Source organism: Streptomyces winkii, from assembly GCF_032248595.1.
Taxonomy (GTDB): Bacteria; Actinomycetota; Actinomycetes; order Streptomycetales; family Streptomycetaceae; genus Streptomyces; species Streptomyces winkii.
This window is the reverse complement of the sequence record NZ_JASTTH010000005.1, coordinates 154,504-176,608: the sequence shown is the minus strand read 5'-3', so window position 1 is coordinate 176,608 and position 22,105 is coordinate 154,504. Positions and strand designations below refer to the sequence as shown.

Annotated in this window: 15 protein-coding genes; 11 read left to right on the top strand and 4 right to left on the bottom strand. The window is 73.2% G+C overall.

Annotated elements, in window-relative coordinates; all coding sequences use genetic code 11:
* Positions 1–126: 126 nt before the first annotated feature.
* From QQM67_RS16515 to rsmI, 3 genes are all read right to left on the bottom strand, one after another.
* A complete protein-coding gene (locus QQM67_RS16515; protein WP_314174643.1) occupies positions 127–1,815 on the bottom strand; it encodes a ubiquitin-like domain-containing protein in 1,689 nt (562 codons plus the stop codon).
* 290 nt (positions 1,816–2,105) lie between these two features.
* A complete protein-coding gene (locus QQM67_RS16510) occupies positions 2,106–2,948 on the bottom strand; it encodes a TatD family hydrolase (RefSeq protein ID WP_314174642.1) in 843 nt (280 codons plus the stop codon).
* Between the two features lie 357 nt (positions 2,949–3,305).
* Positions 3,306–4,157 (bottom strand): 16S rRNA (cytidine(1402)-2'-O)-methyltransferase, encoded by an 852-nt coding sequence (gene rsmI / locus QQM67_RS16505; protein ID WP_314174641.1) that lies wholly within the window; start codon positions 4,155–4,157, stop codon positions 3,306–3,308.
* 187 nt (positions 4,158–4,344) lie between these two features.
* On the opposite strand from rsmI, the gene QQM67_RS16500 reads away from it, so the two are divergent.
* The 11 genes from QQM67_RS16500 to QQM67_RS16450 all read left to right on the top strand — a co-directional run bounded on the left by QQM67_RS16500 (position 4,345) and on the right by QQM67_RS16450 (position 20,966).
* Positions 4,345–6,195, top strand: coding sequence for a dolichyl-phosphate-mannose--protein mannosyltransferase (locus QQM67_RS16500; protein ID WP_314174640.1), 1,851 nt, complete (start codon positions 4,345–4,347; stop codon positions 6,193–6,195).
* A 279-nt stretch (positions 6,196–6,474) separates the two neighbouring features.
* Positions 6,475–8,106 carry a penicillin-binding transpeptidase domain-containing protein gene (locus tag QQM67_RS16495; RefSeq protein ID WP_314174639.1) on the top strand — a complete coding sequence of 544 codons (1,632 nt, stop codon included), beginning with the start codon at positions 6,475–6,477 and terminating at the stop codon, positions 8,104–8,106.
* Positions 8,107–8,277: 171 nt separating this feature from the next.
* On the top strand, positions 8,278–8,790 hold the full coding sequence (locus QQM67_RS16490; protein ID WP_314174638.1) for a YbaK/EbsC family protein: 513 nt from the start codon (positions 8,278–8,280) through the stop codon (positions 8,788–8,790).
* Positions 8,787–9,713, top strand: a complete 927-nt coding sequence (locus QQM67_RS16485; protein WP_314174637.1) for a DMT family transporter — start codon at positions 8,787–8,789, stop codon at positions 9,711–9,713. Before QQM67_RS16490 ends, QQM67_RS16485 begins: the two co-directional genes overlap by 4 nt.
* A 175-nt stretch (positions 9,714–9,888) precedes the next feature.
* On the top strand, positions 9,889–11,760 hold the full coding sequence (locus tag QQM67_RS16480) for an ABC-F family ATP-binding cassette domain-containing protein (RefSeq protein ID WP_314174636.1): 1,872 nt from the start codon (positions 9,889–9,891) through the stop codon (positions 11,758–11,760).
* 1,326 nt (positions 11,761–13,086) lie between these two features.
* Positions 13,087–14,883 carry an outer membrane protein assembly factor BamB family protein gene (locus tag QQM67_RS16475; protein WP_314174635.1) on the top strand — a complete coding sequence of 599 codons (1,797 nt, stop codon included), beginning with the start codon at positions 13,087–13,089 and terminating at the stop codon, positions 14,881–14,883.
* Between the two features lie 272 nt (positions 14,884–15,155).
* Positions 15,156–15,839: a response regulator transcription factor gene (locus tag QQM67_RS16470; RefSeq protein WP_314174634.1), complete on the top strand. Its 684-nt coding sequence runs from the start codon at positions 15,156–15,158 to the stop codon at positions 15,837–15,839.
* 315 nt (positions 15,840–16,154) lie between these two features.
* Entirely contained in the window at positions 16,155–17,366 is a 1,212-nt protein-coding gene (gene galT / locus QQM67_RS16465; RefSeq protein WP_314174633.1) for a galactose-1-phosphate uridylyltransferase, read from the top strand.
* Entirely contained in the window at positions 17,320–18,366 is a 1,047-nt protein-coding gene (gene galE, locus QQM67_RS16460) for a UDP-glucose 4-epimerase GalE (RefSeq protein WP_314174632.1), read from the top strand. The genes galT and galE overlap by 47 nt, the downstream gene beginning before the upstream one ends.
* Complete coding sequence (galK, locus tag QQM67_RS16455; RefSeq protein ID WP_314174631.1) at positions 18,363–19,517, top strand: galactokinase; 1,155 nt, start codon at positions 18,363–18,365, stop codon at positions 19,515–19,517. Before galE ends, galK begins: the two co-directional genes overlap by 4 nt.
* Before the next feature lie 513 nt (positions 19,518–20,030).
* Positions 20,031–20,966: a response regulator transcription factor gene (locus tag QQM67_RS16450; protein ID WP_314174630.1), complete on the top strand. Its 936-nt coding sequence runs from the start codon at positions 20,031–20,033 to the stop codon at positions 20,964–20,966.
* Positions 20,967–21,212: 246 nt separating this feature from the next.
* Here QQM67_RS16450 and QQM67_RS16440 read toward each other — a convergent pair whose 3' ends face one another.
* On the bottom strand, positions 21,213–21,980 hold the full coding sequence (locus tag QQM67_RS16440) for an SDR family NAD(P)-dependent oxidoreductase (protein ID WP_314174629.1): 768 nt from the start codon (positions 21,978–21,980) through the stop codon (positions 21,213–21,215).
* Positions 21,981–22,105 lie beyond the last annotated feature (125 nt).

Below are 22,105 nucleotides of genomic sequence, written 5' to 3'. Positions count from 1 at the left end.
CGGGGGCCCGCCGGGGCTCGGCGGCGAGCTCGCGGCCGGGCTCTCGATCGGGCTCCTGCGCGGGTTCCTGACCAGGTTCCCGACCAGGCCGCTGACCGGAGTCCTGATCAGGGTCGTGGGCTGCGGTCACTCGGCCAGTTTACGGCCGCAGTACGGCCACGGACTCGCGCCCTCCGAGACGTACAGCTTCTTCGCGCGGTACGTCTGCTCCTGAGCCGGAGCGTCCTGCGGTCGGCCGCTGCCGCCCAGGGCCTGCCAGGTGGGGGTGTCGAACTGGTAGAGCCCGCCGTGGTACCCGGAGGCGTCGACAGCACGGGGACGGCCGCCGGACTCGCACTGCGCCAGCGCCGCCCAGTCGAGATGGTCGGCGCCCGGAACGGACTGCGGCAGCGGCCGGGTGCCCACGCGGATGATCTGCTTGTGCGGCTTGCGCAGCACCTCCACGGCGATGCGCCGCGGCTTCTCCCGCACCCCGTTGACCGTACGCAGCCTGTACGTCACACGTCGCAGGCCCGGCCTGCCCTCGCGCGCCACCACCTCGGTGCCCTGCGGCAGTTGGGGGTCCGCGTGCCGCACGGTCTTGAAGGCGATCCGCTCCTCCTTCACCTTCTCCCTGCCGGTGATCCTCATCACCGTGATGGTCTGCCCGTCGCGCGGGAAGCTGTCCATCGGCGCGGACGTGGTGTCCAGGCCGTCGAGTTCGACGCCGGTCTCCGCGAGGGCGTCGGCCACGGTCGCGGCGTTCGTACGGACCGTCTTCTCGTGCCCGTCCGCGAGGAAGGTCACGGTGCGCTCGGTGCGCACCTCCAGCCTGAGGCCGGTCGCCGGGATGTCCGCGCTGGGGGCGAGCGAGAGGGCCGCGCCCTGCGTGTGTACGCCCATGCGCCGCAGGGCGTCGTGCACCGTGCGCGCGGTCGTCCACACGCGGCGGCGGGTGCCGTCGAGGGTGAGGTCGAGCGGACGGCCGTGGCTGAAGGTGATCTCGTCGCCGTCGGCGATGCGCTGGCGGGGCGACGGGCCGACGCTGTCGTGCGAGCCGAGCTCCACGCCTTCCTCGTCGAGGAGTTCGCCGACGTCGTCGGCGAAGGTGTGCAGCGTGCGGGGCGAGCCGTCGACGCTCAGCTCGACCTCCTTGTCGTGGGCGACGAAGGCCGAGGTGCCGCCCGCCAGGAACGCCACGACGAGCGCCTGCGGCACCAACCGGCGCAGCGCTTCCGGGCGTTGGGCGGCCTTGCGCGCGCGGGCGGCGCGCCGGGCGGCGGCGCGACCGGGCTGCCGGGGCTCGTCCGACTGGTCCGCCTGGTCCGGGTGGTCCGCGTGGTCTCCGGGTTCGGACCGCTCCGGCTGTTCCGCCCGCTCATAGGGCTCGTAGGGCTCGAAGGTCCTGTAGCCCTCGTAGGTCTCGTACGAGGGGCGGTAGGTGTCGTACGGGTTCCGCGCGTGGCGCGGCGGCGGTACGGGCCGGAACGCCGGGGGAGGGGGCGGCGCCGGTGCGGGTGCCGGTGCCCGGGGCGGCGCCGGTGCGGGCGCGGCGTGCCTGCCCTGCTTCGGGCGGGGCTGCGGGTGGTGAGCCGGGCGGCCGGCCGTGTAGGGCAGGCCCTGCGGGCGCGCCGGATACGCGGGCCGCGGCTGGGCTTGTGGCTGCGCGTGCGGCTGGGCGTACGCCTGGGCGTGCGCCCGGCGCTGACCGTAGGGAGACGCGGCGGAGGCGGGCGGCGCGGAAGCGTACAGGGTCGGCGGTCCGTACGCGGAGGGGAGACCCGGGCGGACCGGGACGACGAGCGTCCGCTGATCGTCGTACCTCTGCTCCGGCACGCGCGGCGCGGGCTCCGGCTGCCCCCCTCGCGGTCCGCGGCCGGCTCGGCCCCCACCTCGCACCGCGCGATGACTTCCCTGAGTCTGGCTCAACACGCGCTCCAAGGTCCGGCGGGATGTCGCGGGGATGTCGCGCGGACTGTAACCGGTGAACCGGTCACTCTCCAAAGTCGGTTGACTGCGAAGAGTGGTCATCGGGTGGACGCCGAGGCCCCGGCGAGGGGGCGAGGGGCGTTCAGTCGTGGCTCGACAGCCGCTCAGTGACCGCTCGATAGCCGCTCTGTAGCGGCTCAGTAGCCGAAGGCGCGCGCGGTGTTGGCGGCCACGTGCCCTGCCAGAGAGTCCTCGGACATCCCCTTCGTCTCGGCCATCGCCCGCAGGGTGACCGGAACGAGGTACGGGGCGTTGGGCCTTCCGCGGTACGGCGCCGGCGTCAGGAAGGGCGCGTCGGTCTCGACGAGGACCAGCTCGGGAGGCACGACGGCGAGCGCGTCGCGCAACGGCTGCGCGTTCTTGAACGTCACGTTCCCCGCGAAGGACATGAACCAGCCCCGGGACGCGCAGTGCCGGGCCATCTCCGCGTCCCCGGAGAAGCAGTGGAAGACGGTGCGCTCCGGCGCGCCCTCCTCGTCGAGGATGCGCAGCACGTCGGCGTGCGCGTCGCGGTCGTGGATGACGAGCGCCCGCTGCTGCCGCTTGGCGATCGCGATGTGCGCGCGGAACGAGTACTGCTGCGCGCTGATCCCGTCCTCACCGGTACGGAAGTAGTCCAGCCCCGTCTCCCCGACGCCGAGCACCTGCGGCAGCGCGGCGAGCTTCTCGATCTCCGCGAGGGACGAGTCCAGTTCACCGCGTGCGTCGGCGCGGGGCGCCTCGTTGGGATGCAGGGCGACGGTGGCGTGCACCGCGGAGTGCGCGGCGGCGGTCTCGGCGGCCCACCGGGACCGCTCCAGATCGCACCCGACCTGCACGAGCGTGCTCACCCCGACCGAGGCCGCGGCGCTCAGCGCCTCCTGCACGGAGGCCTCCTGCATGTCGAGGTGCGTATGCGAATCGGCAACGCCCACCCGCAACGCCTCGGGCAACGGCGCCGCCTCCTGCACCTTCCGCGACCCGTCCTTGGACGTCGGCATACGCCCGATCCTAGGCGGGCGCGGAGACGGGGGGCGTCGCGGGGGCGGGGGTTGCCGGGGCCCGCGGCTCCGCACCCCTGCGCCCCCGGCCCAGGAGCCGACGCCCCGCGCGTTCCGGCACGACGCCTCACGGCTCGCGCGTTCCGGTGGGCCGGGGCGGTCCGAGGCGCTGCGGCGGGCGCCGTGCCGGATCACACGGCGGTCGCCACACCGCCGGACCCTCGCCGTCGTGGTTCGCCGCCGTTGCGGCGGAACGAGGTGGGCCCGGCGGCGTGGACGAATGCGGGCGGGCCTTCTCGGGGCCGTGCCCCGAGGGGTGCGAGGCTCGCGGGGCGAGCCGAGGCGGCCCCGCGGGGGCTACCCGCGAGCCGTTGTCTTGGAGGCCACCACCGCGTCGAAGACCTTGCGCTTCGGGACGCTCACCTGTTGCGCCACCGCCGCGATCGCCTCCTTGCGGCGTTCTCCCGCCTCCTCGCGCACCGCGACCCTGCGGGCCAGCTCCGCCGCGTCCAGCTCCTCGCCGCCGCGCTCCGTGGCGCCGCCGACGACGACCGTGATCTCGCCCCGTACGCCCTCGGCGGCCCAGTCCGCCAGCTCGTCCAGCGGTCCGCGCCTGACCTCCTCGTACGTCTTGGTCAGCTCGCGGCACACCGCGGCCGGGCGGTCGCCGCCGAAGGTCTCCGCCATCGCGTGCAGCGTCTCCGCCAGGCGGCGCGGGGACTCGAAGTACACCAGCGTGCGCCGCTCGTCCGCCGCCTCGCGCAGCCGCGCGCCCCGCTCGCCGCCCTTGCGCGGCAGGAAGCCCTCGAAGCAGAACCGGTCGACGGGCAGCCCCGACAGCGCGAGCGCCGTCAGCACGGCGGACGGGCCCGGCACCGCCGTGACGCCGACGCCCCGTTCCACGGCCGCGGACACGAGCCGGTAGCCCGGGTCGGAGACGGACGGCATGCCCGCGTCCGTCACGAGCAGCACCCGCGAACCCGCCTCCAGCGCGTCGGCCAACTCCGCTGTGCGCGCCGCCTCGTTGCCCTCGAAGTAGGAGACGACCCGGCCCTGCGGACGTACGTCCAGCGCCTGCGCGAGACGCCGCAGCCGCCGGGTGTCCTCGGCGGCGACGATGTCGGCCCCGGCGAGTTCGCGTGCGAGGCGCGGCGGCGCGTCCGCGACGTCGCCGATGGGCGTTCCGGCCAGTACGAGCGTCCCTGTCACGGGCCCATCCTCGCAGGGGCGTGACGACCGCGGTGACGCCCGCCTCACCTCCGTCCCCGGCCGCCCCGCCCGCGCCCGGCGCGCACGGCCGCATCACGCCGGGCCCCCGAGCGGCGCGAACTCCGCACAATTGCGCGGAGTTCGCGTGGCGGCACTCGCGCGCGGGACGGTTCCTTACCATGGCCCGGTGACGACCAGCGACACCGCGGCGGAGAGCCCTCCCACGCAGACCCAGGACCCCGCGCCCACGTGGCAGGCCCGCCTGCGCCGCTTCGGCTACTCCGCGCGCCCCCGGGTCGGCACCCGCGAGCGGCTGCTGGCGCCCTTCCCGAAGCCGGACCTGCGCGTCGGCGCCGTCTTCGGCCTCTCGCCTCTCGCCGCCGTCCGGCTGGCGCGCTGGTCGGCGTGGGGCGCCCCGCTCCTGGTGGCGCTCGTGGCCGGAGCGCTCCGCTTCTGGCAGCTGGGCTCGCCGCACGCCGTGATATTCGACGAGACGTACTACGCGAAGGACGCCTGGTCCCTCTTCCGGTACGGCTACGAGGGCAGCTGGCCCGACAAGGCCAACGACCAGATCCTCGCCCCGCACCCGAAGATCCCCCTCTCCCCGGACGGCGCCTACGTCGTCCACCCGCCCGCCGGGAAGTGGATCATCGGCATCGGGGAGTCGGTCTTCGGCCTGGACCCCTTCGGCTGGCGCTTCATGACGGCGCTGCTCGGCACCTTGTCGGTGCTGATGCTGTGCCGCATCGGACGGCGCCTGTTCCGCTCCACCGCGCTCGGATGCCTCGCCGGTGCGCTGATGGCCGTGGACGGGCTGCACTTCGTGATGAGCCGTACGGCGCTGCTCGACCTGGTGCTGATGTTCTGGGTGCTGGCCGCGTTCGGCTGTCTGCTGCTGGACCGGGACAGAACACGGGCGAAGCTCGCGGACGCGCTGCCCACGGAGGCGTCGGCGGATCTGCCTCCGGGGGGCGCCGCCATTCCGTCCCCTCTCGCCCCGTCCCCTCTCACCTCGGCGTCCGGAGCCCCGTCGTCCGGAGCCCCGCCCACCGGTGCTCTGTCCGGCGCACCGTCCGGCGGCGCGGACGTACGTCCCGACCCGGAGACCGGAGCGCGCCTGCGCCTCGGCCTGCGCCCGTGGCGGCTGGCCGCCGGGCTCTGCCTGGGCATCGGCTTCGCGACGAAGTGGAACGGCCTGTACATCCTCGCGGCCTTCGGCCTGCTCACCGTCCTGTGGGACATGGGCGCCCGCCGCACCGCCGGGGCGCCGCGGCCCTTCGCGGCGATGCTCCGGCGCGACGCCCTCCCGGCGTTCGCCTCGACGGTCGTCGTGGCGTTCGGCACCTACATCGCGTCCTGGACGGGCTGGTTCGCCACCTCGGGTGGCTACTTCCGGGACTGGGCGGAGAAGGACGGCGCCGGCGGCCCGTGGGGCTGGCTGCCCGGGCCGCTGCGCAGCCTGTGGCACTACGAGTCGGAGGTCTACGACTTCCATGTCGGCCTGACCTCCGGTCACACCTACGAGTCCAATCCATGGAGCTGGCTGATCCTCGGCCGTCCCGTCTCGTACTTCTACGAGTCGCCGAAGGCGGGCCACGACGGCTGCACCTCACGGGCGGAGGGCTGCGCCCGCGAAGTGCTCGCGCTGGGCACGCCGTTGCTGTGGTGGGCGGCCTGCTTCGCGGTGCTCTACGCGCTCTACCGCTGGGTGCTGCGGCGCGACTGGCGGGCCGGTGCCGTGCTGTGCGGCATCGCCGCGGGCTATCTGCCGTGGTTCATGTACCAGGAGCGCACGATCTTCCTCTTCTACGCGGTCGTGTTCCTGCCGTTCCTGTGCCTCGCGGTGGCCATGATGCTGGGCGCGCTCGCCGGGCCGCCGGGCGTGGGGGAGCGCAGACGAACCGCCGGGATCGTCGCCTCCGGAGTCCTGGTGCTGCTCGTCGTATGGAACTTCGTGTACTTCTGGCCGATCTACACGGGGCAGACGATCCCCATGGACGCGTGGCGCAACCGGATGTGGTTCGAGACGTGGATCTGAACGTTCCGTACGCGACCCCCGAGTGACACCCGAGTGAAGCCAGGTGAACGTGAGTTGACTCAGAACTGGACATCGCGGCGGCCCACGTAACGTTCCTGTACGCTCCCGCCCCCTGATCCGGTGATTATTCGAATCAGCATCCCGTCCATATGCCCCCTAACAGGGATACCGGGGGCACGTGATGTTGCACGCGTGCTCTAGGGTGCCTCGGACAGGTCCTCGGCCGCATGGCCGAGGCGGGGTGGAGGGGCAGATTCTCAGATGCGTGACACTCAGAAGATGGCGCTTATCGGTGGCGCCGCGGCAGTCGTCGTCGGTGCGACCGGCTTCGGCGTCTACGCACTCGTCGGAGGTGACGGCAAGGCAGGCGGCAACGGGAGCGTCGCCGCAAGCGCGGACGGCAAGGGCGAGGCGAAGGTCGACAAGAGCCCGCCCAGCGCGGCCGAGGTCCGCACGACCGCCAAGCGCTTCCTGACGGCCTGGTCTTCGGGCGACGCGAAGAAGGCCGCAGCGCTCACGGACGACAAGGCGGAGGCGGCCCGCGCCCTCAAGGGCTTCCAGGACGACGCGCACGTCACGAAGGTCAAGCTGACGCCCGACACCGCTTCGGGCAGGCAGGTGCCGTTCGGCGTGACCGCGCAGGTCTCCTATATGCAGCAGAGCTCCACCTGGTCCTACCCCTCCTCGCTGGAGGTCGTGCGGGACGAGAAGACGGGCGACCCGGTCGTGGAGTGGAAGCCGTCGGTGCTGAACCCGAAGTTGAAGAAGGGTCAGGCCATAAAGACCGGCAAGGCGGGCACGCCGCCGATCAAGGCCGTCGACCGCAAGGGCGCCACGCTGTCGAAGGAAGAGCACCCGATGCTCGGCAGCATCCTCGACGACCTGCGCAGGCGCTACGGCGACAAGACCGACGGCACGCCGGGCGTCGAGACGCGCATCGTCGACGCCAAGGGCCAGGACACCGGCACCACCCTGCGCACCCTGTCCAAGGGCAAGCCCGGCACGCTCAAGACGACCCTCGACAAGGACATGCAGGTGGCCGCCGAGCAGTCCGTCAAGGGGAAGCCGAAGGCCTCGGCCGTCGCCGTGCAGCCCAGCACCGGCGAGGTGCGCGCCGTCGCCAACTCCCCGGCGGACGGCTACAACAACGCCTTCCGCGGCTCGCTCGCGCCCGGCTCCACGATGAAGGTGATCAGCTCCGCGATGCTGCTCGACAAGGGGCTGGCCTCGCCGGACAAGCCGCACCCGTGTCCCAAGTACGTGGAGTACGGCGGCTGGAAGTTCCACAACGACGACAAGTTCGAGATCAAGAACGGGACGTTCGCGCAGAGCTTCGCCCGCTCCTGCAACACGGCCTTCATCAGCCAGGCCAAGGAGCTCAAGGACGACGACCTGAGCAAGGAGGCCCGCGACGTCTTCGGCATCGGCGCCAACTGGCAGGTGGGCACCGGCACGTTCGACGGCAGCGTGCCCGTCCAGTCGGACGCGCAGATGGCCTCGTCGCTGATCGGCCAGGGCGGTGTGCGGATGAACCCGCTCAACATGGCGTCCGTCGCGGCGACGGTGCAGAGCGGCACCTTCAAGCAGCCCGTGATCGTCTCGCCGGACCTGGACGACCGTACGATCGCGAAGGCCGGGCGCAGCATGAAGCCGCAGGTCCACAGCGATCTGAAGGGCCTGATGAAGCTGACGGCCAACAGCGGCACCGCCGCGGAGCCGATGGCCGGGCTCGGAGGTGACGTCGGCGCCAAGACGGGCTCGGCGGAGGTCGACGGGCAGAAGAAGCCGAACGCGTGGTTCACCGCGTACAACGGCGACATGGCCGCGGCCGCGGTCGTTCCGGCCTCCGGGCACGGCAACGAGAACGCCGGCCCGGTCGTACGCAAGATGCTCGACGCGGCCACGGGCTGAACCGCCCCGCCCGTCCGCCCCGTCGCGCGAGCAGCGACACCACGAGCGGTGCCCTTCCGGTGAGGCCGGGAGGGCACCGCTCGTCTGTGTGGGAGGCGGGCGACGGGCGGCCCCGCGATGCGCTGGAAACGGCGTCGCGCGCCGCGCCGTCCGGCGGGTAGCGTCCGCCCCATGAGCAAGGCGCCCGCACCCCACCCCCGTTTCGCCGAGGCCCTCTCCGCCCTGGGCCTGCTGAACGGCACAGAGATCCGTGTCTTCCCCGATGCCACCCGCACCGCGGCGCAGGCCGCCGATGCGATCGGCTGCGAGCTGAGCCAGATCGTCAAGTCGCTGGTCTTCGACGCCGACGGCGAGCCCGTCCTCGTCCTGATGGACGGTGCGTCGCGCGTCGATGTCGCCCTCGTACGCGCCGAGTTGGGTGCTCAGGCCGTACGGAGAGCGAACGCGGACCTCGTGCGTGAGGCGACCGGCTACGCGATCGGCGGCGTGCCGCCGTTCGGCCACGTCACCGAGATGCGCGTGCTCGCCGACCGCGGGCTGCTGGCGCACGAGGTGGTGTGGGCGGCCGCGGGCACCCCGCACACGGTCTTCGCCCTCGCCCCCGGCGAGCTGATCGAGCACGCACGCGGCTCGCTCGTGGACGTACGCGAGGAGACCGCCGGCGACGCCGCCGTCGCTCCGTGACGCCCCTGGTCGTCGCGGCGGTGCTGGTCGCCGCGGTCACACACGCGTCGTGGAACGCCCTCGCGCACCACATCAAGGACCAGCTGCTCGCGTTCACCCTCGTCGGCGGGGGCGGCGCGCTGTGCGGCCTCGCGCTCGCGTGCTTCGTGCCGCTGCCGGCCCGCGGGGCGTGGCCCGCGCTGGTGGTCTCCGTGGTGCTGCACGTCGTCTACCAGCTGCTGCTGATGCGGTCGTTCGGGCTCGGCGACTTCGGGCAGATGTATCCGATCGCGCGGGGCACGGCGCCGCTCGTCGTCACGGTGCTCGCCGCGGTCTTCCTCCAAGAGCTGCCGGACGCCTGGCAGTTGACGGGTGTCGCCGTCGCCTCGGCGGGGCTGCTGGGCGTCGCGCTGTGGGGGATACGGCGGAGGGGCCCGGCCGCGGGCGGGCGGCGGCCGGAGCCCGGGAAGCCGGGGGAGCCCTCCGCGGGGCCGGCGGGGGAGCCCCGGGGGTCGTCCCGGCGTCCCGCGCTGATCGCCGCCGTGCTGACCGGCCTGGCGATCGCCTCGTACACCGTCGTCGACGGCGCCGGGGTGCGTGCCTCGCACTCCGCGGCCGGCTACGTGGCCTGGCTGATGCTGCTCCAGAGCCTCGCCATCCCCGCGTACGCGATCGCCACCCGGAGGGGCGTGCTCCTCGCGCAGCTGCGCCCCCTCGCACTGCGGGGCCTGACAGCCGGTGCGCTCTCCCTTGTGGCGTACGGCCTCGTGCTCTGGGCGCAGACCCGCGCGCCGCTCGCGCCGGTCGCGGCGCTCCGCGAATCGTCGATCATCGCGGGCGCGGCCATAGGCGCGCTCTTCTTCAAGGAGCGCTTCGGCACGCCGCGCGTGGCCGCGTCCGCCCTCATGGTCGGCGGCATCGCCCTGATGCTGCACGGCGGTTGAGCGCGGGGAGAGCCCAGGAGAGCCCGGGAGAGCCCGGGGACAGCGGGGGGGGGAAGGGGCGGGTCCGCGCCCCCGTTCACCTCAGTACCCTGGAGGGCTGATGCGGGGCCCTCCGGCCGGGGGCCGGGAGGGGTTCCCGCGCCGCAGGCCAGGGGAAGCGCGCGACAGGAGTGAGATGGCCGTCAACCTCGTGAATCTGGAAGCCGTGGGCAAGGTCTACGGCACCCGGGCGCTGCTCGACGGCGTCTCGCTCGGGGTGAGCGAGGGCGACCGCATCGGCGTCGTCGGGCGGAACGGGGACGGCAAGACCACGCTGATCCGGCTGCTGTCCAAGCTGGAGCCCGCCGACGACGGCCGCGTGACGCACTCGGGCGGGCTGCGCCTCGGCGTGCTGACCCAGCACGACTCCCTCGACCCGGCCGCGACCGTACGGCACGAGGTCGTCGGCGACATGGCCGACCACGAGTGGGCGGGCGACGCGAGGATCCGCGACGTGCTGACGGGGCTCTTCGGCGGCCTCGGCCTGCCCGGCTTCCCGCAGGGCCTCGACACCGTCATCGGGCCCCTCTCCGGCGGCGAGCGGCGCCGCATCGCGCTCGCCCGACTCCTCATCTCCGAACAGGACTTGATCGTCCTCGACGAGCCCACCAACCACCTGGACGTCGAGGGCATCGCCTGGCTCGCCGCGCATCTGCGCGCCCGCCGCTCGGCGCTGGTGTGCGTGACGCACGACCGCTGGTTCCTCGACCAGGTGTGCACGCGGATGTGGGACGTGCAGCGCGGCTCCGTCCACGAGTACGAAGGCGGCTACTCCGACTACGTCTTCGCCCGCGCCGAGCGTGAGCGCATCGCCGCGCAGGAGGAGGCCAAGCGCAAGAACCTGATGCGCAAGGAGCTGGCCTGGCTGCGCCGCGGCGCCCCCGCCCGTACGAGCAAGCCGCGCTTCCGCGTGGAGGCGGCGAACGCGCTCATCGCGGACGAGCCGCCGCCCCGCGACGACGCGGAGCTGATGCGGTTCGCCAACTCCCGCCTCGGCAAGACCGTGTTCGACCTGGAGGACGTCACGGTGCAGGCCGGGCCCAAGGTGCTGCTGAACCACCAGACCTGGCAGCTGGGCCCGGGCGAGCGGATCGGCCTCGTCGGTGTCAACGGCTCCGGCAAGACCTCGCTCCTGAAGGCGCTCGCGACGGCTGCGCGCAGCGGCGGCGAGCAGCAGTCCGAGCTGGTCACGGGAGGCCGCGTCAAGGTCGGCAGGACGGTGAAGCTGGCGTATCTCTCCCAGGAGGTCGACGAGTTGGGGTCGCCCGGCGGGAAGGGCGACCTCCGGGTGCTGGAGGCCGTCGAGCAGGTCCGCTCGCGCGTCGACCTCGGCAAGGGGCGCGAGATGACGGCGTCGCAGCTGTGCGAGCGCTTCGGCTTCGTCAAGGAGAAGCAGTGGACGCCGGTATCCGATCTCTCCGGCGGCGAGCGCCGGCGCCTTCAGATCCTGCGGCTGCTGATGGACGAGCCCAACGTGCTCTTCCTCGATGAGCCCACCAACGACCTCGACATCGAGACCCTCACGCAGCTGGAGGACCTGCTGGACGGCTGGCCCGGCTCGCTGATCGTCATCTCCCACGACAGGTACTTCGTCGAGCGCACCACGGGCACGGTGTACGCGCTGCTCGGAGACGGCGCGCTGCGGATGCTTCCGCGAGGCATCGACGAGTACCTCGAACGCCGCGCACGGCAACGGGAGTCGGCACCGGGGAGCGCCAACGCGCCCGACGCGCCCCGCACTTCGGCGCCCTCGCCCGCTCCGGCGGGACCGGGGCAGGAGACCTCCCGCAAACCCGCGGCGATCGCGCGGGCGGGGCAGAAGGAGATGCAGCGCATCGAGCGGCAACTGGACCGCATCGAGGACAAGCAGTCCGAACTGCACCAGGCCCTCGCCGACCACGCGACGGACTTCGAACGCGTCGCGAACCTCGACGCGGAGCTGCGCGAACTGGACTCCCAGCGCGAGGACTTGGAGTCCCGCTGGCTCGAACTGGCGGAAAACGGCTGACGCGGCGCCTTCCCGGGCACACGACGCCGCCCCGGGGGCGGGGCGCCCGCACCCGCCACGGCCACCTGCGAACTTCCGTCCCAGTCATCAACTCCCGGCGGCCGCATCCGGTTCGGCTCACCGGCCCGTCCGGGTTGCCCGGCCAGACGCGTGCCACCGCGCATCCCGCCCGGCCATCTCTGGATTCGGGCCCACGGGCCAACTCCCCGGCGGCCGCATCCGGTTCGGCTCACCGGCCCGTCCGGGTTGCCCGGCCAGACGCGTGCCACCGCGCATCCCGCCCGGCCATCTCTGGATTCGGGCCCGCGGGCCAACTCCCCGGCCGCCCCGGCCGGTTCGGCTCCGCGGCTCGCGTGCGGTTCCGTTGTGGTCTTGCGTCGTGCGGGCTTGGCTCTGGCCGCGCGTAGGCACCCGCGACCGGCAGCCCGTGCCGGGCACTGGGGAGGCGGCCGGGACCGGCCCTTCCTCGGGCAGCCCGGGTGCGCCGCTTCGCGGCCCGCGGCAGCTCCGGGCCCGCCCCCCCCCGCTAGCGGTGGCGCACTCCCGTGGACGCATGGGCGACCCGTGCGCGCGGCGGGGGCGACTCGCGCCCCGCCCAGCCACCTGCGGACTCCCCGCCCACGGGCCAACTCCCCGGCCCCCCGGGCGGTTCGGCTTCCCGGTGGTCGCGGGCGGGCGGAGCCCGGGCTGCCGCGGTTTGCGCGGTGCCGTCGCGGCGGCGCGCGTCCGCGTGGCGGCGGTCGATCGCGAGCGCGAGGGTCCCGCCGCGCGGAGGCAGCCGGGACCGGCAGGTCCGGCTGGTTCCCGTGGCTGTCGGCCGTCACGTCCCGACCGTCAACTCCCCAGCCGCCCGGCCAGTTCGGCTTGCCGCGGTCAGCGGCGAGGCGGAGGCTCGTCCGGTGGGGGTTCGCGGCGTCGCGGCGCATCCTGCGCCGGCGCTTGGGCGGTTGATCGCGGGGGCCAGACGCAGCGGTGCGGAGGCGGGGCGGCCCGGCCGCCCCGGCCGGCCGCCCCGGTCGGCACCCTCCGGCCGGTCTTCCCGGGCTTAGCCCGGGGGAGCCCGGAGGCCCAACCCCCGGGACACCAGCCCGGCTTTGCTGCGGGCCCGCCGGGCCCGCCCCGCTAACGGCGGCGCAACGGGTGCGTCTCGGGCGCGTCTCGGCCAGTGGTGCCCGGCTGGAACCGGACCGCCGGTTCGTGGTGTCCGGTGGTAGAAAGACATCCGCGTACAAGCCAGCCGAAGGCGGGCCTGATGTCCGATTCGCTCCGCCCTACGGGGGTTTGAGGGGCGGACGTCCGGTCTGTTCGTCAACGAGGGAATCGCTCATGTCGCAGCCGCCTCCGCCCCCCAGCCAGCCCCCTAGAGGGGATTCACCCGATCCGGAGAAGCCGGAAGGCACCGGATCGGACAACGAGGCGCCGCAGCAGCCGCCCGGCGGCTTCGGCGCCCCGCCGCAGCCCCCGGCCGGAGGCTATGGCTACCCCCAACAGCAGCCGCCCGCAGGCGGTTTCGGCGCGCCCCCGCAACCGCCGGGCGCGGGCGGGTACGGCTACCCGCAGCAACCGCCCCAGGGTCCTGGCGGCCCCGGCTATCCCCAACAGCCGCCCCCGGGCGGCGGATACGGCTACGGCTACGGACAGCAGCCGGGCGCGCCGGGGCAGCCCTACGGCCAGCCCGGCCCCGGCATGTACCCGACGGGGCCGCAGGGCGGCCCGTACGGACCGGGCGGTCCCGGCGGCCCGGGCGGGCCCGGATCGGGCGGCGGCAACGGCAAGGTGATCGCCGTCGTCAGCGCGGCGGTCGTCGCGGTGCTCGCCGCCGTCACCATCGGCTTCTTCGTCGTGAACCGGGACGACGACACCGAGGCCAAGGACAGCGGAGGGAGCGGTACGAAGGACGTCGGCGGCAAGCCCGCCTCGACCGAGGGCAAGGAACTGTTCAAGATCCCCTCGCCGAAGCTCACGGACGAGGAGACGGTCAGCACGACCGGCGCCTGGGCCACCGACAAGGTCTTCGCCAAGAGCACCGTCAACGGCATCATCGGCATGGACGCGGCCAGCGGGAAGCAGGCCTGGAAGCTCTCCCTCGACGGCCAGATCTGCGCGGCCTCCCGGCAGACCACGGACGACGGCAAGGCCGCCGTGGTGTTCGCCGAGACCAAGTCCTCCCGCGCGAAGTGCAATCAGATGGCCGTCATCGACATCGACAAGGGCAAGAAGGCCTGGCAGGAGAAGATGCCGAACAGCGACAGCGCCGTGTCGCTCGGCATGAATCTGGCCATCGGCGACGACGTCGTCGCGGCCAAGTGGATCGGCGGCTCGGTCGCGTACAAGATGTCCGGCGGCTCGCCGCTGTGGGCGTCCGAAGGCGGCGGCGCCTGCGAGGACGAGGGCTTCGCGGGCGGCAAGGAGCTGATGGCGGTCGTGCAGTGCGGCAGCTACAGCGATCCGAAGCTGAAGGTGCAGAAGCTCAACCCGCAGACGGGCAAGGCGAATTGGGAGTTCGACGTGCCCAAGGGCGTGCAGAGCGCCCGGGTCGTCTCCTCCGACCCGGTGGTGATCGCCGTGAGCGCGGGCACCAGCTCCGTCACCGACCTGATGACGGTCGGAGAGGACGAGAAGCTCAAGGCCAAGATCTCCCTGGGCGACAACAAGTACGACCCGGGGTGCAGCACCGGCGTCGAGTCGTGCTCGTCCGTGGTCGTCGACGACGACTACATCTATCTGCCCTCGGCGAGGCACCAGGGCGACACCGCGTCCACGAACGAGATCATCGCGTTCGACGTCGACAGCGGAAGCCCCAAGTGGAAGTCCGACGCGGGCGAGAAGCGCACCATCGTCCCCGTGCGCATGCAGGGCGACAAGCTCATCGCGTACAAGAAGCCGACGTACGACGCGGGCGGCCAGGTCGTCGCCGTCGACCCGGGCGCGCAGGGCAAGCAGGAGCTCTACATGCGCAACCCCGACGACACCGCGGAGATCGAGAACAACCTCGCCGGCATCACGCTGCGCGAACCGCCCCTCTACGAGAACGGACGGCTCTTCCTCCACCAGACGATCATCTCGAAGCGGAGCAGCGGCAGTTACGGCAAGTACCTCGGCATCGGGTTCGGCGCCCAGTGACCTGCCGGGGGCGCTTCCAGGGCCACCCGGCCCCGGAGGCGCCCCCGCCCCGGCCGAAGACCGAAGGGCCGCAGGCTTAAGAGCACGTCTGATCACCGTTCGTCCGCCGTTCCTCCCACTTCTCCCCCCGAAGTGACCCGGAACGGCGGGCGAACGTGTAGCTTCCGGGAAACAGGAGGGGCTGCTCCCGGGCGCCCCGGGCCGCCCGGGCCGCCGGGCCCCAGGGGCCCTGAGGGGACGCCCGCAGGGAGCGGCGGTGGGGGTTGTTGCGCATGAGCGTCCGGCTCATGGTGGTGGACGATCACAGACTGCTCGCCGAGGCGCTCGCCTCGGCGTTGAAACTGCGCGGCCACCGTGTACTGGCTGCCGCGGCGCCCAGCGCGGGCGCGGCGGATCTGGTGCTGAGCAGGGCGCCCGAAGTGTGTCTGCTGGGCACGGCCGTGCCCGCCGAGGCCGGGGTCTTCGATCCGGTGGTGCGGATCAAGCGGGAGAAGCCGCAGATCGCGGTCGTGGTGCTGGGGCCCGTGCCCAACCCGCGCGGTGTGGCCTCCGCGTTCGCCGCGGGGGCCTCCGGCTACGTACGGCACGATGAGCGGATCGAGGGCGTAGAGCGCGCGATGATGAAGGCACGCGCGGGGGACGCGGCCGTCGCGCCGCAGCTGCTCCAGGAGTCCTTCGCCGACCTGCTCGACCCCACGCCCGAGCCCGACGACGAGGGCGCCCGGCTGCTCCAGCTCCTCACTCCACGCGAGGTCGAAGTGCTGATGCGGGTCGCCGAGGGCGAGGACACCCGGCTGATCGCGACGGGGATGCGCATAGCGCCGAGCACCGCCCGTACGCATGTGCAGCGGGTGCTGATGAAGCTGGGCGTCGGGTCGCGGCTGGAGGCGGCGGCGCTGGCGGCCCGCACGGGACTGCTGGACAGGGCGTACGAGCCGGGCTCCGCCCTGGAGTGAGCCGCTTCCGGGGGTGAGCCGCCAGGAGCGAGCGGCCGGTCCCGGCCTTCACCCGGGTGAACTGTCCACGGGCGGCGCGGAGTTCACCGGTTTCGCGCCGGTTCGCGGTGAATCCCGCATGTAGCTGTGAATCCCTCATGTATGCGAACTGAGGCCCGGTACGGCCGATCTGCCCGCATGCACTCGGCCGTTGCTGTGCAGGCCTGTTGGGCTCTGAGTTCTTCTGTGCGATTATGTTGAGACGTATGGTGTGACGCCTATCGAGACGCCTATCGAGACGCCGGGACCGGCCCGACGGTGAGGAGAGCGGACGCCGTGAAGAAGACCTCCGGCCGGCTCGCCGACGGCCGCGAAATCATCTACTACGACCTGCGGGACGACGCGGTGCGCGACGCCGTCGACGCCCGCTCCCTCGGCAGCATCACGACGGCCTCGGAGATCCGCTACGACCCGCTGCTCGCGGAGTGGACGGCCGTCACCGCGCACCGGCAGGAGCGTACGTACCACCCGCCCGCCGACGCGTGCCCGCTCTGCCCGACCCGCGGCGCCAATCTCAGCGAGATCCCCGAACCCGACTACGACGTGGCCGTGTTCGAGAACCGCTTCCCCTCCTTCGCCGGCGGCCCCGGGCCTGAACCGGCCGGCCCAGCGGGAGCGGAGACCTCCGTACCGGACGGGCTGCTGGCGCACCGCCCCGGCGCGGGCCGCTGCGAGGTCGTCTGCTTCACCCCCGACCACCACGCCTCCTTCGCGTCCCTCACCGAGGAGCAGGCCGGGCTGGTGCTGGAGGCGTGGACGGACCGCACCGCCGAGCTCTCCCAGCACCCCGGGGTCGAGCAGGTCTTCTGCTTCGAGAACCGCGGCGCGGAGATCGGCGTGACCCTCCAGCACCCGCACGGCCAGATCTACGCCTATCCCTTCACCACGCCGCGCACCGAGCGCATGCTGCGCTCCGCCGCCCGCCACGCCGCCCGTACGGGAGGGCGCAACCTCTTCGACGACGTCGTCGCCGCGGAGCTGGCCGACGGCCGCCGCGTGGTGCACCAGAGCGAGCACTGGACGGCCTTCGTGCCGCACGCCGCGCACTGGCCGTACGAGGTGCACCTGTATCCCAGGGAGCGGGTGCCGGATCTGCCCGCGCTCAGCGAGGAGGCGAGGGCGGACTTCCCGGCCGTCTATCTGGAGCTGCTGCGCCGCTTCGACCGCGTCTTCGGGCCGGACGAGCCGCCCACCCCGTACATAGCCGCCTGGCACCAGGCGCCGTTCACGCTGCCCGCGCGCGGGCGGCCGCCGGGCGGCCGGGGGGACGGTGCAGCGGTGTCCGCCGCCCGCGAGGACTTCGCACTGCACCTTGAGCTTTTCACCATCCGACGGACTTCCGGCAAACTGAAGTTCCTCGCGGGTTCCGAATCCGGGATGAGCGTGTTCATCAACGATGTGCCGCCGGAGCGCGCGGCCGAGCGACTGCGAGAGGTAGCGAGTGACTGCCAGCCCCCGGGGGACGTCCCCCGCAGCACACACCGGTAAGTACCTGGTCACAGGCGGAGCGGGGTACGTCGGAAGCGTCGTGGCCGCCCATCTGACCGAGGCCGGGCATGCCGTGACCGTGCTCGACGACCTCTCCACGGGCTTCCGCGACGCGGTCCCCGAGGGCGCCGACTTCGTCGAGGGCCGAGTGCAGGACGCCGCCCGCGTGCTCGACGACTCCTACGACGGTGTGCTGCACTTCGCGGCCCACTCCCAGGTCGGCGAGTCCGTGCAGGACCCCGGCAAGTACTGGCGCAACAACGTCGGCGGCAGCATCGAGCTGCTCAGCGCCATGCGGGAGTCCGGCGTGCGCAGGCTCGTCTTCTCCTCGACCGCCGCCACCTACGGCGAACCGCTGAGCACGCCCATCCACGAGGACGCGTCCGAGGCCCCGACGAATCCGTACGGCGCCTCCAAGCTCGCGGTCGACCACATGATCAGCGGCGAGTGCCGCGCGCACGGCCTGGCCGCCGTCTCGCTTCGCTACTTCAACGTGGCTGGCGCCTACGGCCGTTACGGCGAGCGGCACGACCCCGAGTCGCATCTCATCCCGATCGTGCTCCAGGTCGCCCAGGGCCGCCGCGAGAGCGTCTCCGTCTTCGGCGACGACTACCCCACGCCCGACGGCACCTGCGTGCGGGACTACATCCACGTGGCGGATCTCGCCGAGGCCCATCTCCTCGCGATGTCGGCGATGACCGAGGCGGAGGGCGAGGTCCCCGCGGGCACCCATCTGATCTGCAACCTGGGCAACGGCAACGGCTTCTCCGTACGAGAGGTCGTGGAGACGGTGCGCAAGGTGACCGGCCACCCCGTGCCCGAGACCGCCGCGCCCCGCCGGGAGGGCGACCCGGCGCAGCTCGTGGCCTCCGCGGAACGGGCCGTTCAGCGCCTGGGCTGGCGGCCCTCGCGCGCCGACCTCGCCGAAATCGTCCAGGACGCATGGGACTTCACCAGGGAGCGGGCAGCGCAGGCCGCGCGCCCGGGGCAGACCGTATGACGGAAGGCTTCCGCGCGGTGTACGGGGCGGCGCCCGACGGCGTGTGGGCGGCGCCGGGCCGGGTCAATCTGATCGGTGAACACACCGACTACAACGACGGCTTCGTCATGCCGCTCGCGCTCCCGCACACCTGCCGCGTGGAGGCCGCCCGCCGGGACGACGGCGTGCTGCGGCTGCACTCGTCCGACGCACCCGGCGGCGTCACCGAGCTGCACGTCGACGCCCTCGCACCGCTGGGCGCCACCGGCGACCGCGGCGGCTGGGCCGCCTACCCGGCCGGCGTGGTGTGGTCGCTGCGCGCCGCAGGGCACCAAGTGGGCGGCGCCGACCTGCACTTCGAGAGCACAGTGCCCACGGGGGCGGGGCTCTCCTCGTCCGCCGCGCTGGAGGTCGCCACGGCCTTCGCCCTCGACGGTCTGTACGGGCTGGGCGTCGCGCCCCACCGCCTGGCCGAGCTGTGCCGGCGTGCGGAGAACGACTTCGTCGGCGTCCCGTGCGGTGTGATGGACCAGATGGCCTCCGCCTGCTGCACCGCCGGGCACGCCCTGTATCTGGACACCCGGGACCTCACCCGCCGGCAAGTCCCCTTCGACCTCGCGGAGTCGGGGCTGCGGCTGCTCGTGGTCGACACCGGCGTCAAGCACGCTCTGGGCGACGGCGCCTACGCCGAGCGCCGCGCGGGCTGCGAGGCTGCCGCCGCCGCCCTCGGCGTCCCGGCCCTGCGCGACGTGGCATACGAGGAGCTGCCCGCGGCGCTGGAGCGGCTTGAGGACGCGTCGCTCCGGCCGCTGGTGCGGCACGTCGTCACGGAGAACGAGCGCGTCGCGCGCACCATCCGCCTCCTCGACGCGGGGGAGACGCAGGCCATCGGGCCCGTACTGACGGACGGACACGCCTCGCTGCGCGACGACTTCGGCGTCTCCTGCGCCGAACTCGACCTGGTAGTCGAGGCGTCGAACGCGAACGGCGCGCTGGGCGCGCGCATGACGGGCGGCGGCTTCGGCGGCTCGGCCATCGTGCTCGTACGGGCGGACGCCGCGGAATCCGTCGCCAAGGCGGTCGTTGAGGCCTTCGCGGCCGCCGGTCACCGGGAGCCGCGGGTCTTCGAGGCCGTGCCGGGGCAGGGCGCCCGGCGGATCCCGGACGCTTGACGCAGACGCTTGAACGCAGACGGTCCGTCAGCGGCGCCGTAGCCGGAGCGGCCCGGCGTCGAACGTGCGGACCCCGAGGGGAACTTGGGATCTTCGGAATCCGCAGGTGTGCCGCGCGGCCCGCGCATCACCGGTGAGCTGCGCGAGCCGGTTTCGCCGGGAGTCCGTGCACGAGGCGGCCGTCTTCGCCCGTCGGTGCACGCCTTCCGGTGCGGAAAACGTCACTCAGTTCACGCCGTGCGCAAGCAGTTTCGTCAATCGGTTTCCGTTGTCATCTTCCGGCCTTACCCTGAGTCGTACGCATTGCACCGGTGGGGGCCGGTGCCAGTCAGGGGGCGGGGCGGCCGGGCAGGCCACGCCGGGCAGGGACGCCGGGCGGGCCGGCAAGGACGCGGCGGTGTCCTCCCACGATCTTCGGTGTGGGAGGGGCCCGGCGGGGCGAGGTGGATTCCCCCAGCCCGCGCATCTCCTCCCTCCGCCACGGGTGACGTACCCGCACTGCCAGGGGGCGGTATGCAACGAATCCGAGTGCTCGTCGTCGACGACCACCGCATCTTCGCCGAGTCCCTGGCCGCCGCGCTCGCGGCCGAGCAGGACGTGGAGGTCGCGGCGGCAGGCAGCGCTCAGGCGGCGCTGCGCAGTCTCGAGCGGGGCGCCGCGGACGGCCGGCGCTTCGACGTGCTGCTGGTCGACGCGGACCTGTCGGCGCCGTCCGGCGGAGCGGGCGCGGGACCGGCCGCGGGCACGAGCGCTCAGGCCGCCGGTACCGCCGCGGCCAACGGGTCCAACGTGGCGCTGCCGTCCGTCGTTTCGCGCGACGGAGCTCCCAACGGGCCCTCCGCACCCGCCGGTTCAGGCGCGGGCGCCGCCGCACGACCCTCCGGCGGCCAGGGCCCGCCCGTGAGCATGGCCTCACCGTCCGGCGGCAGGGCCTCACCGTCCGAGTCGGACCCGGGCGGCATCCCGCTCGTCGCCCGCGTGCGCACGGAACATCCGGACGTGCGCACGGTGGTGCTCGCCGAGCGCGACGACCCGCGGCAGGCCGCCTCGGCGCTCCAGGCCGGCGCCGGCGGCTGGGTCGCGAAGGACTGCTCGCTCTCCCGGCTGCTCCAGGTCGTCCGCGGGGTGCTGAAGGACGAGACGCACCTTCCTCCGGCCCTTCTGACGGGCGTGCTCAAGGAGTTGACGGCCTCGCGCAAGCACCGCACCGAGAGCGAGCGCCTCGTGGAGTCGCTGACGCCGAGGGAGCGGGAGGTGCTGCGCTGCATGGTCGCCGGGCTGGGCCGCAAGGCCGTCGCCGAGCGGCTGTATCTCTCCCCGCACACCGTCCGTACGCACATGCAGAACGTGCTCGGCAAGCTCGGTGTCCACTCGACGCTCGCCGCGGTCGCCCTGGCCCGTCGGGCGGGTGTCGGTCCGGTCGACCTGGAGCCGAGCGCCGCGCGCTGAGCGGGGTCGCTGCGCTGGGCCGAACTCCGGTATGGAGGGTGGGGGTTGGGCTGGGGTGTGGTGTGGGTGTGCACATGCAGAACGTGCTCGGCAAGCTCGGCGTCCACTCGACGCTCGCTGCGGTCGCCCTGGCCCGCCGGGCGGGTGTCGGTCCGGTCGACCTGGAGCCGAGCGCCGCGCGCTGAGCGGGGTCGCTGCGCTGAGCCGAACGACCCTGCGGGGGCGGGGACTTGGGAGTCCCGCAGGTCAGAGCGAGGTCTTGTACACGCTCCATCCGCCGTCGACGACGAGGCTGGTCCCCGTCACATACGAGGCGTCGCCGGAGAGCAGGAAGGCGATGGCCGCGGCCACCTCGTCGGGGTGCCCGTAGCGGCCCGCGACGGTCTGCGCGGCCGTCATCCGCGCGTCCTCCTCGCTGGTGCCCTCCCACGCGTCCGTGAGGATCGGCCCCGGCAGCACGCTGTTGACGCGGACGCCCGGCCCGTAGTCCACGGCGAGCTGGCGGCCGAGCCCCGTCAGCCCCGCCTTCGCCGCCGCGTACGCGGGCCGCTCCCGCAGCCCTACGAGCGCCTGCACGGACGAGGTCAGCACGACCGCTCCCCGGCGTGCGCGCAGATCCTCCAGGCAGGCCCTCAACCCGAGGAACGCTCCCGTCAGATTGACGCCCAACTGCCACTGCCAGTCGGAGAGCGGAAGCTCACCGGCCGGGCCGGGCAGCATCAGCCCGGCGTTGCTCACCAGCCCGTCGACGGGGCCGAACCCGTGGCGCGCGGTGCGCACGGCCCGCGTCCAGGCGGGCTCGTCGGTCACGTCTCCGAGCACGAACGCGGCACGGGCCCCGGACGCGGTGATCTCGCGGGCCGTGCGGTGGCCGTTCTCCTCGTCGCTGTCGAGGATGACGACGGCGGCGCCCTCATCGGCCAGCCTGTGCGCGGTGGCGGCTCCGATGCCCGCGCCACCGCCGGTGACCAGGACGGTCCGTCCCGCGAATCGATCCGAATGACGTCCGCCCATGCACGGATGTTACGGGCTCCGCCGCGCGCCTCGCAGCGGGGCACTCCGGCGGGCACCGCGACGTTCGGCCAACGGTGCGACGGCGACCGCGACTTGGCGCTCCGCGCGGCGGCGCGCGGTGCGAA

What these genes read in the sequence shown, in the direction of transcription:
- QQM67_RS16510 (WP_314174642.1), bottom strand. Translation starts at nt 2,948, where the DNA reads ATGCCGACGTCCAAGGACGGGTCGCGGAAGGTGCAGGAGGCGGCGCCG.
- QQM67_RS16495 (WP_314174639.1), top strand. Translation starts at nt 6,475, where the DNA reads ATGGCGCTTATCGGTGGCGCCGCGGCAGTCGTCGTCGGTGCGACCGGC.
- QQM67_RS16490 (WP_314174638.1), top strand. Translation starts at nt 8,278, where the DNA reads ATGAGCAAGGCGCCCGCACCCCACCCCCGTTTCGCCGAGGCCCTCTCC.
- QQM67_RS16480 (WP_314174636.1), top strand. Translation starts at nt 9,889, where the DNA reads ATGGCCGTCAACCTCGTGAATCTGGAAGCCGTGGGCAAGGTCTACGGC.
- QQM67_RS16475 (WP_314174635.1), top strand. Translation starts at nt 13,087, where the DNA reads ATGTCGCAGCCGCCTCCGCCCCCCAGCCAGCCCCCTAGAGGGGATTCA.
- QQM67_RS16470 (WP_314174634.1), top strand. Translation starts at nt 15,156, where the DNA reads ATGAGCGTCCGGCTCATGGTGGTGGACGATCACAGACTGCTCGCCGAG.
- galK (WP_314174631.1), top strand. Translation starts at nt 18,363, where the DNA reads ATGACGGAAGGCTTCCGCGCGGTGTACGGGGCGGCGCCCGACGGCGTG.
- QQM67_RS16450 (WP_314174630.1), top strand. Translation starts at nt 20,031, where the DNA reads ATGCAACGAATCCGAGTGCTCGTCGTCGACGACCACCGCATCTTCGCC.
- QQM67_RS16440 (WP_314174629.1), bottom strand. Translation starts at nt 21,980, where the DNA reads ATGGGCGGACGTCATTCGGATCGATTCGCGGGACGGACCGTCCTGGTC.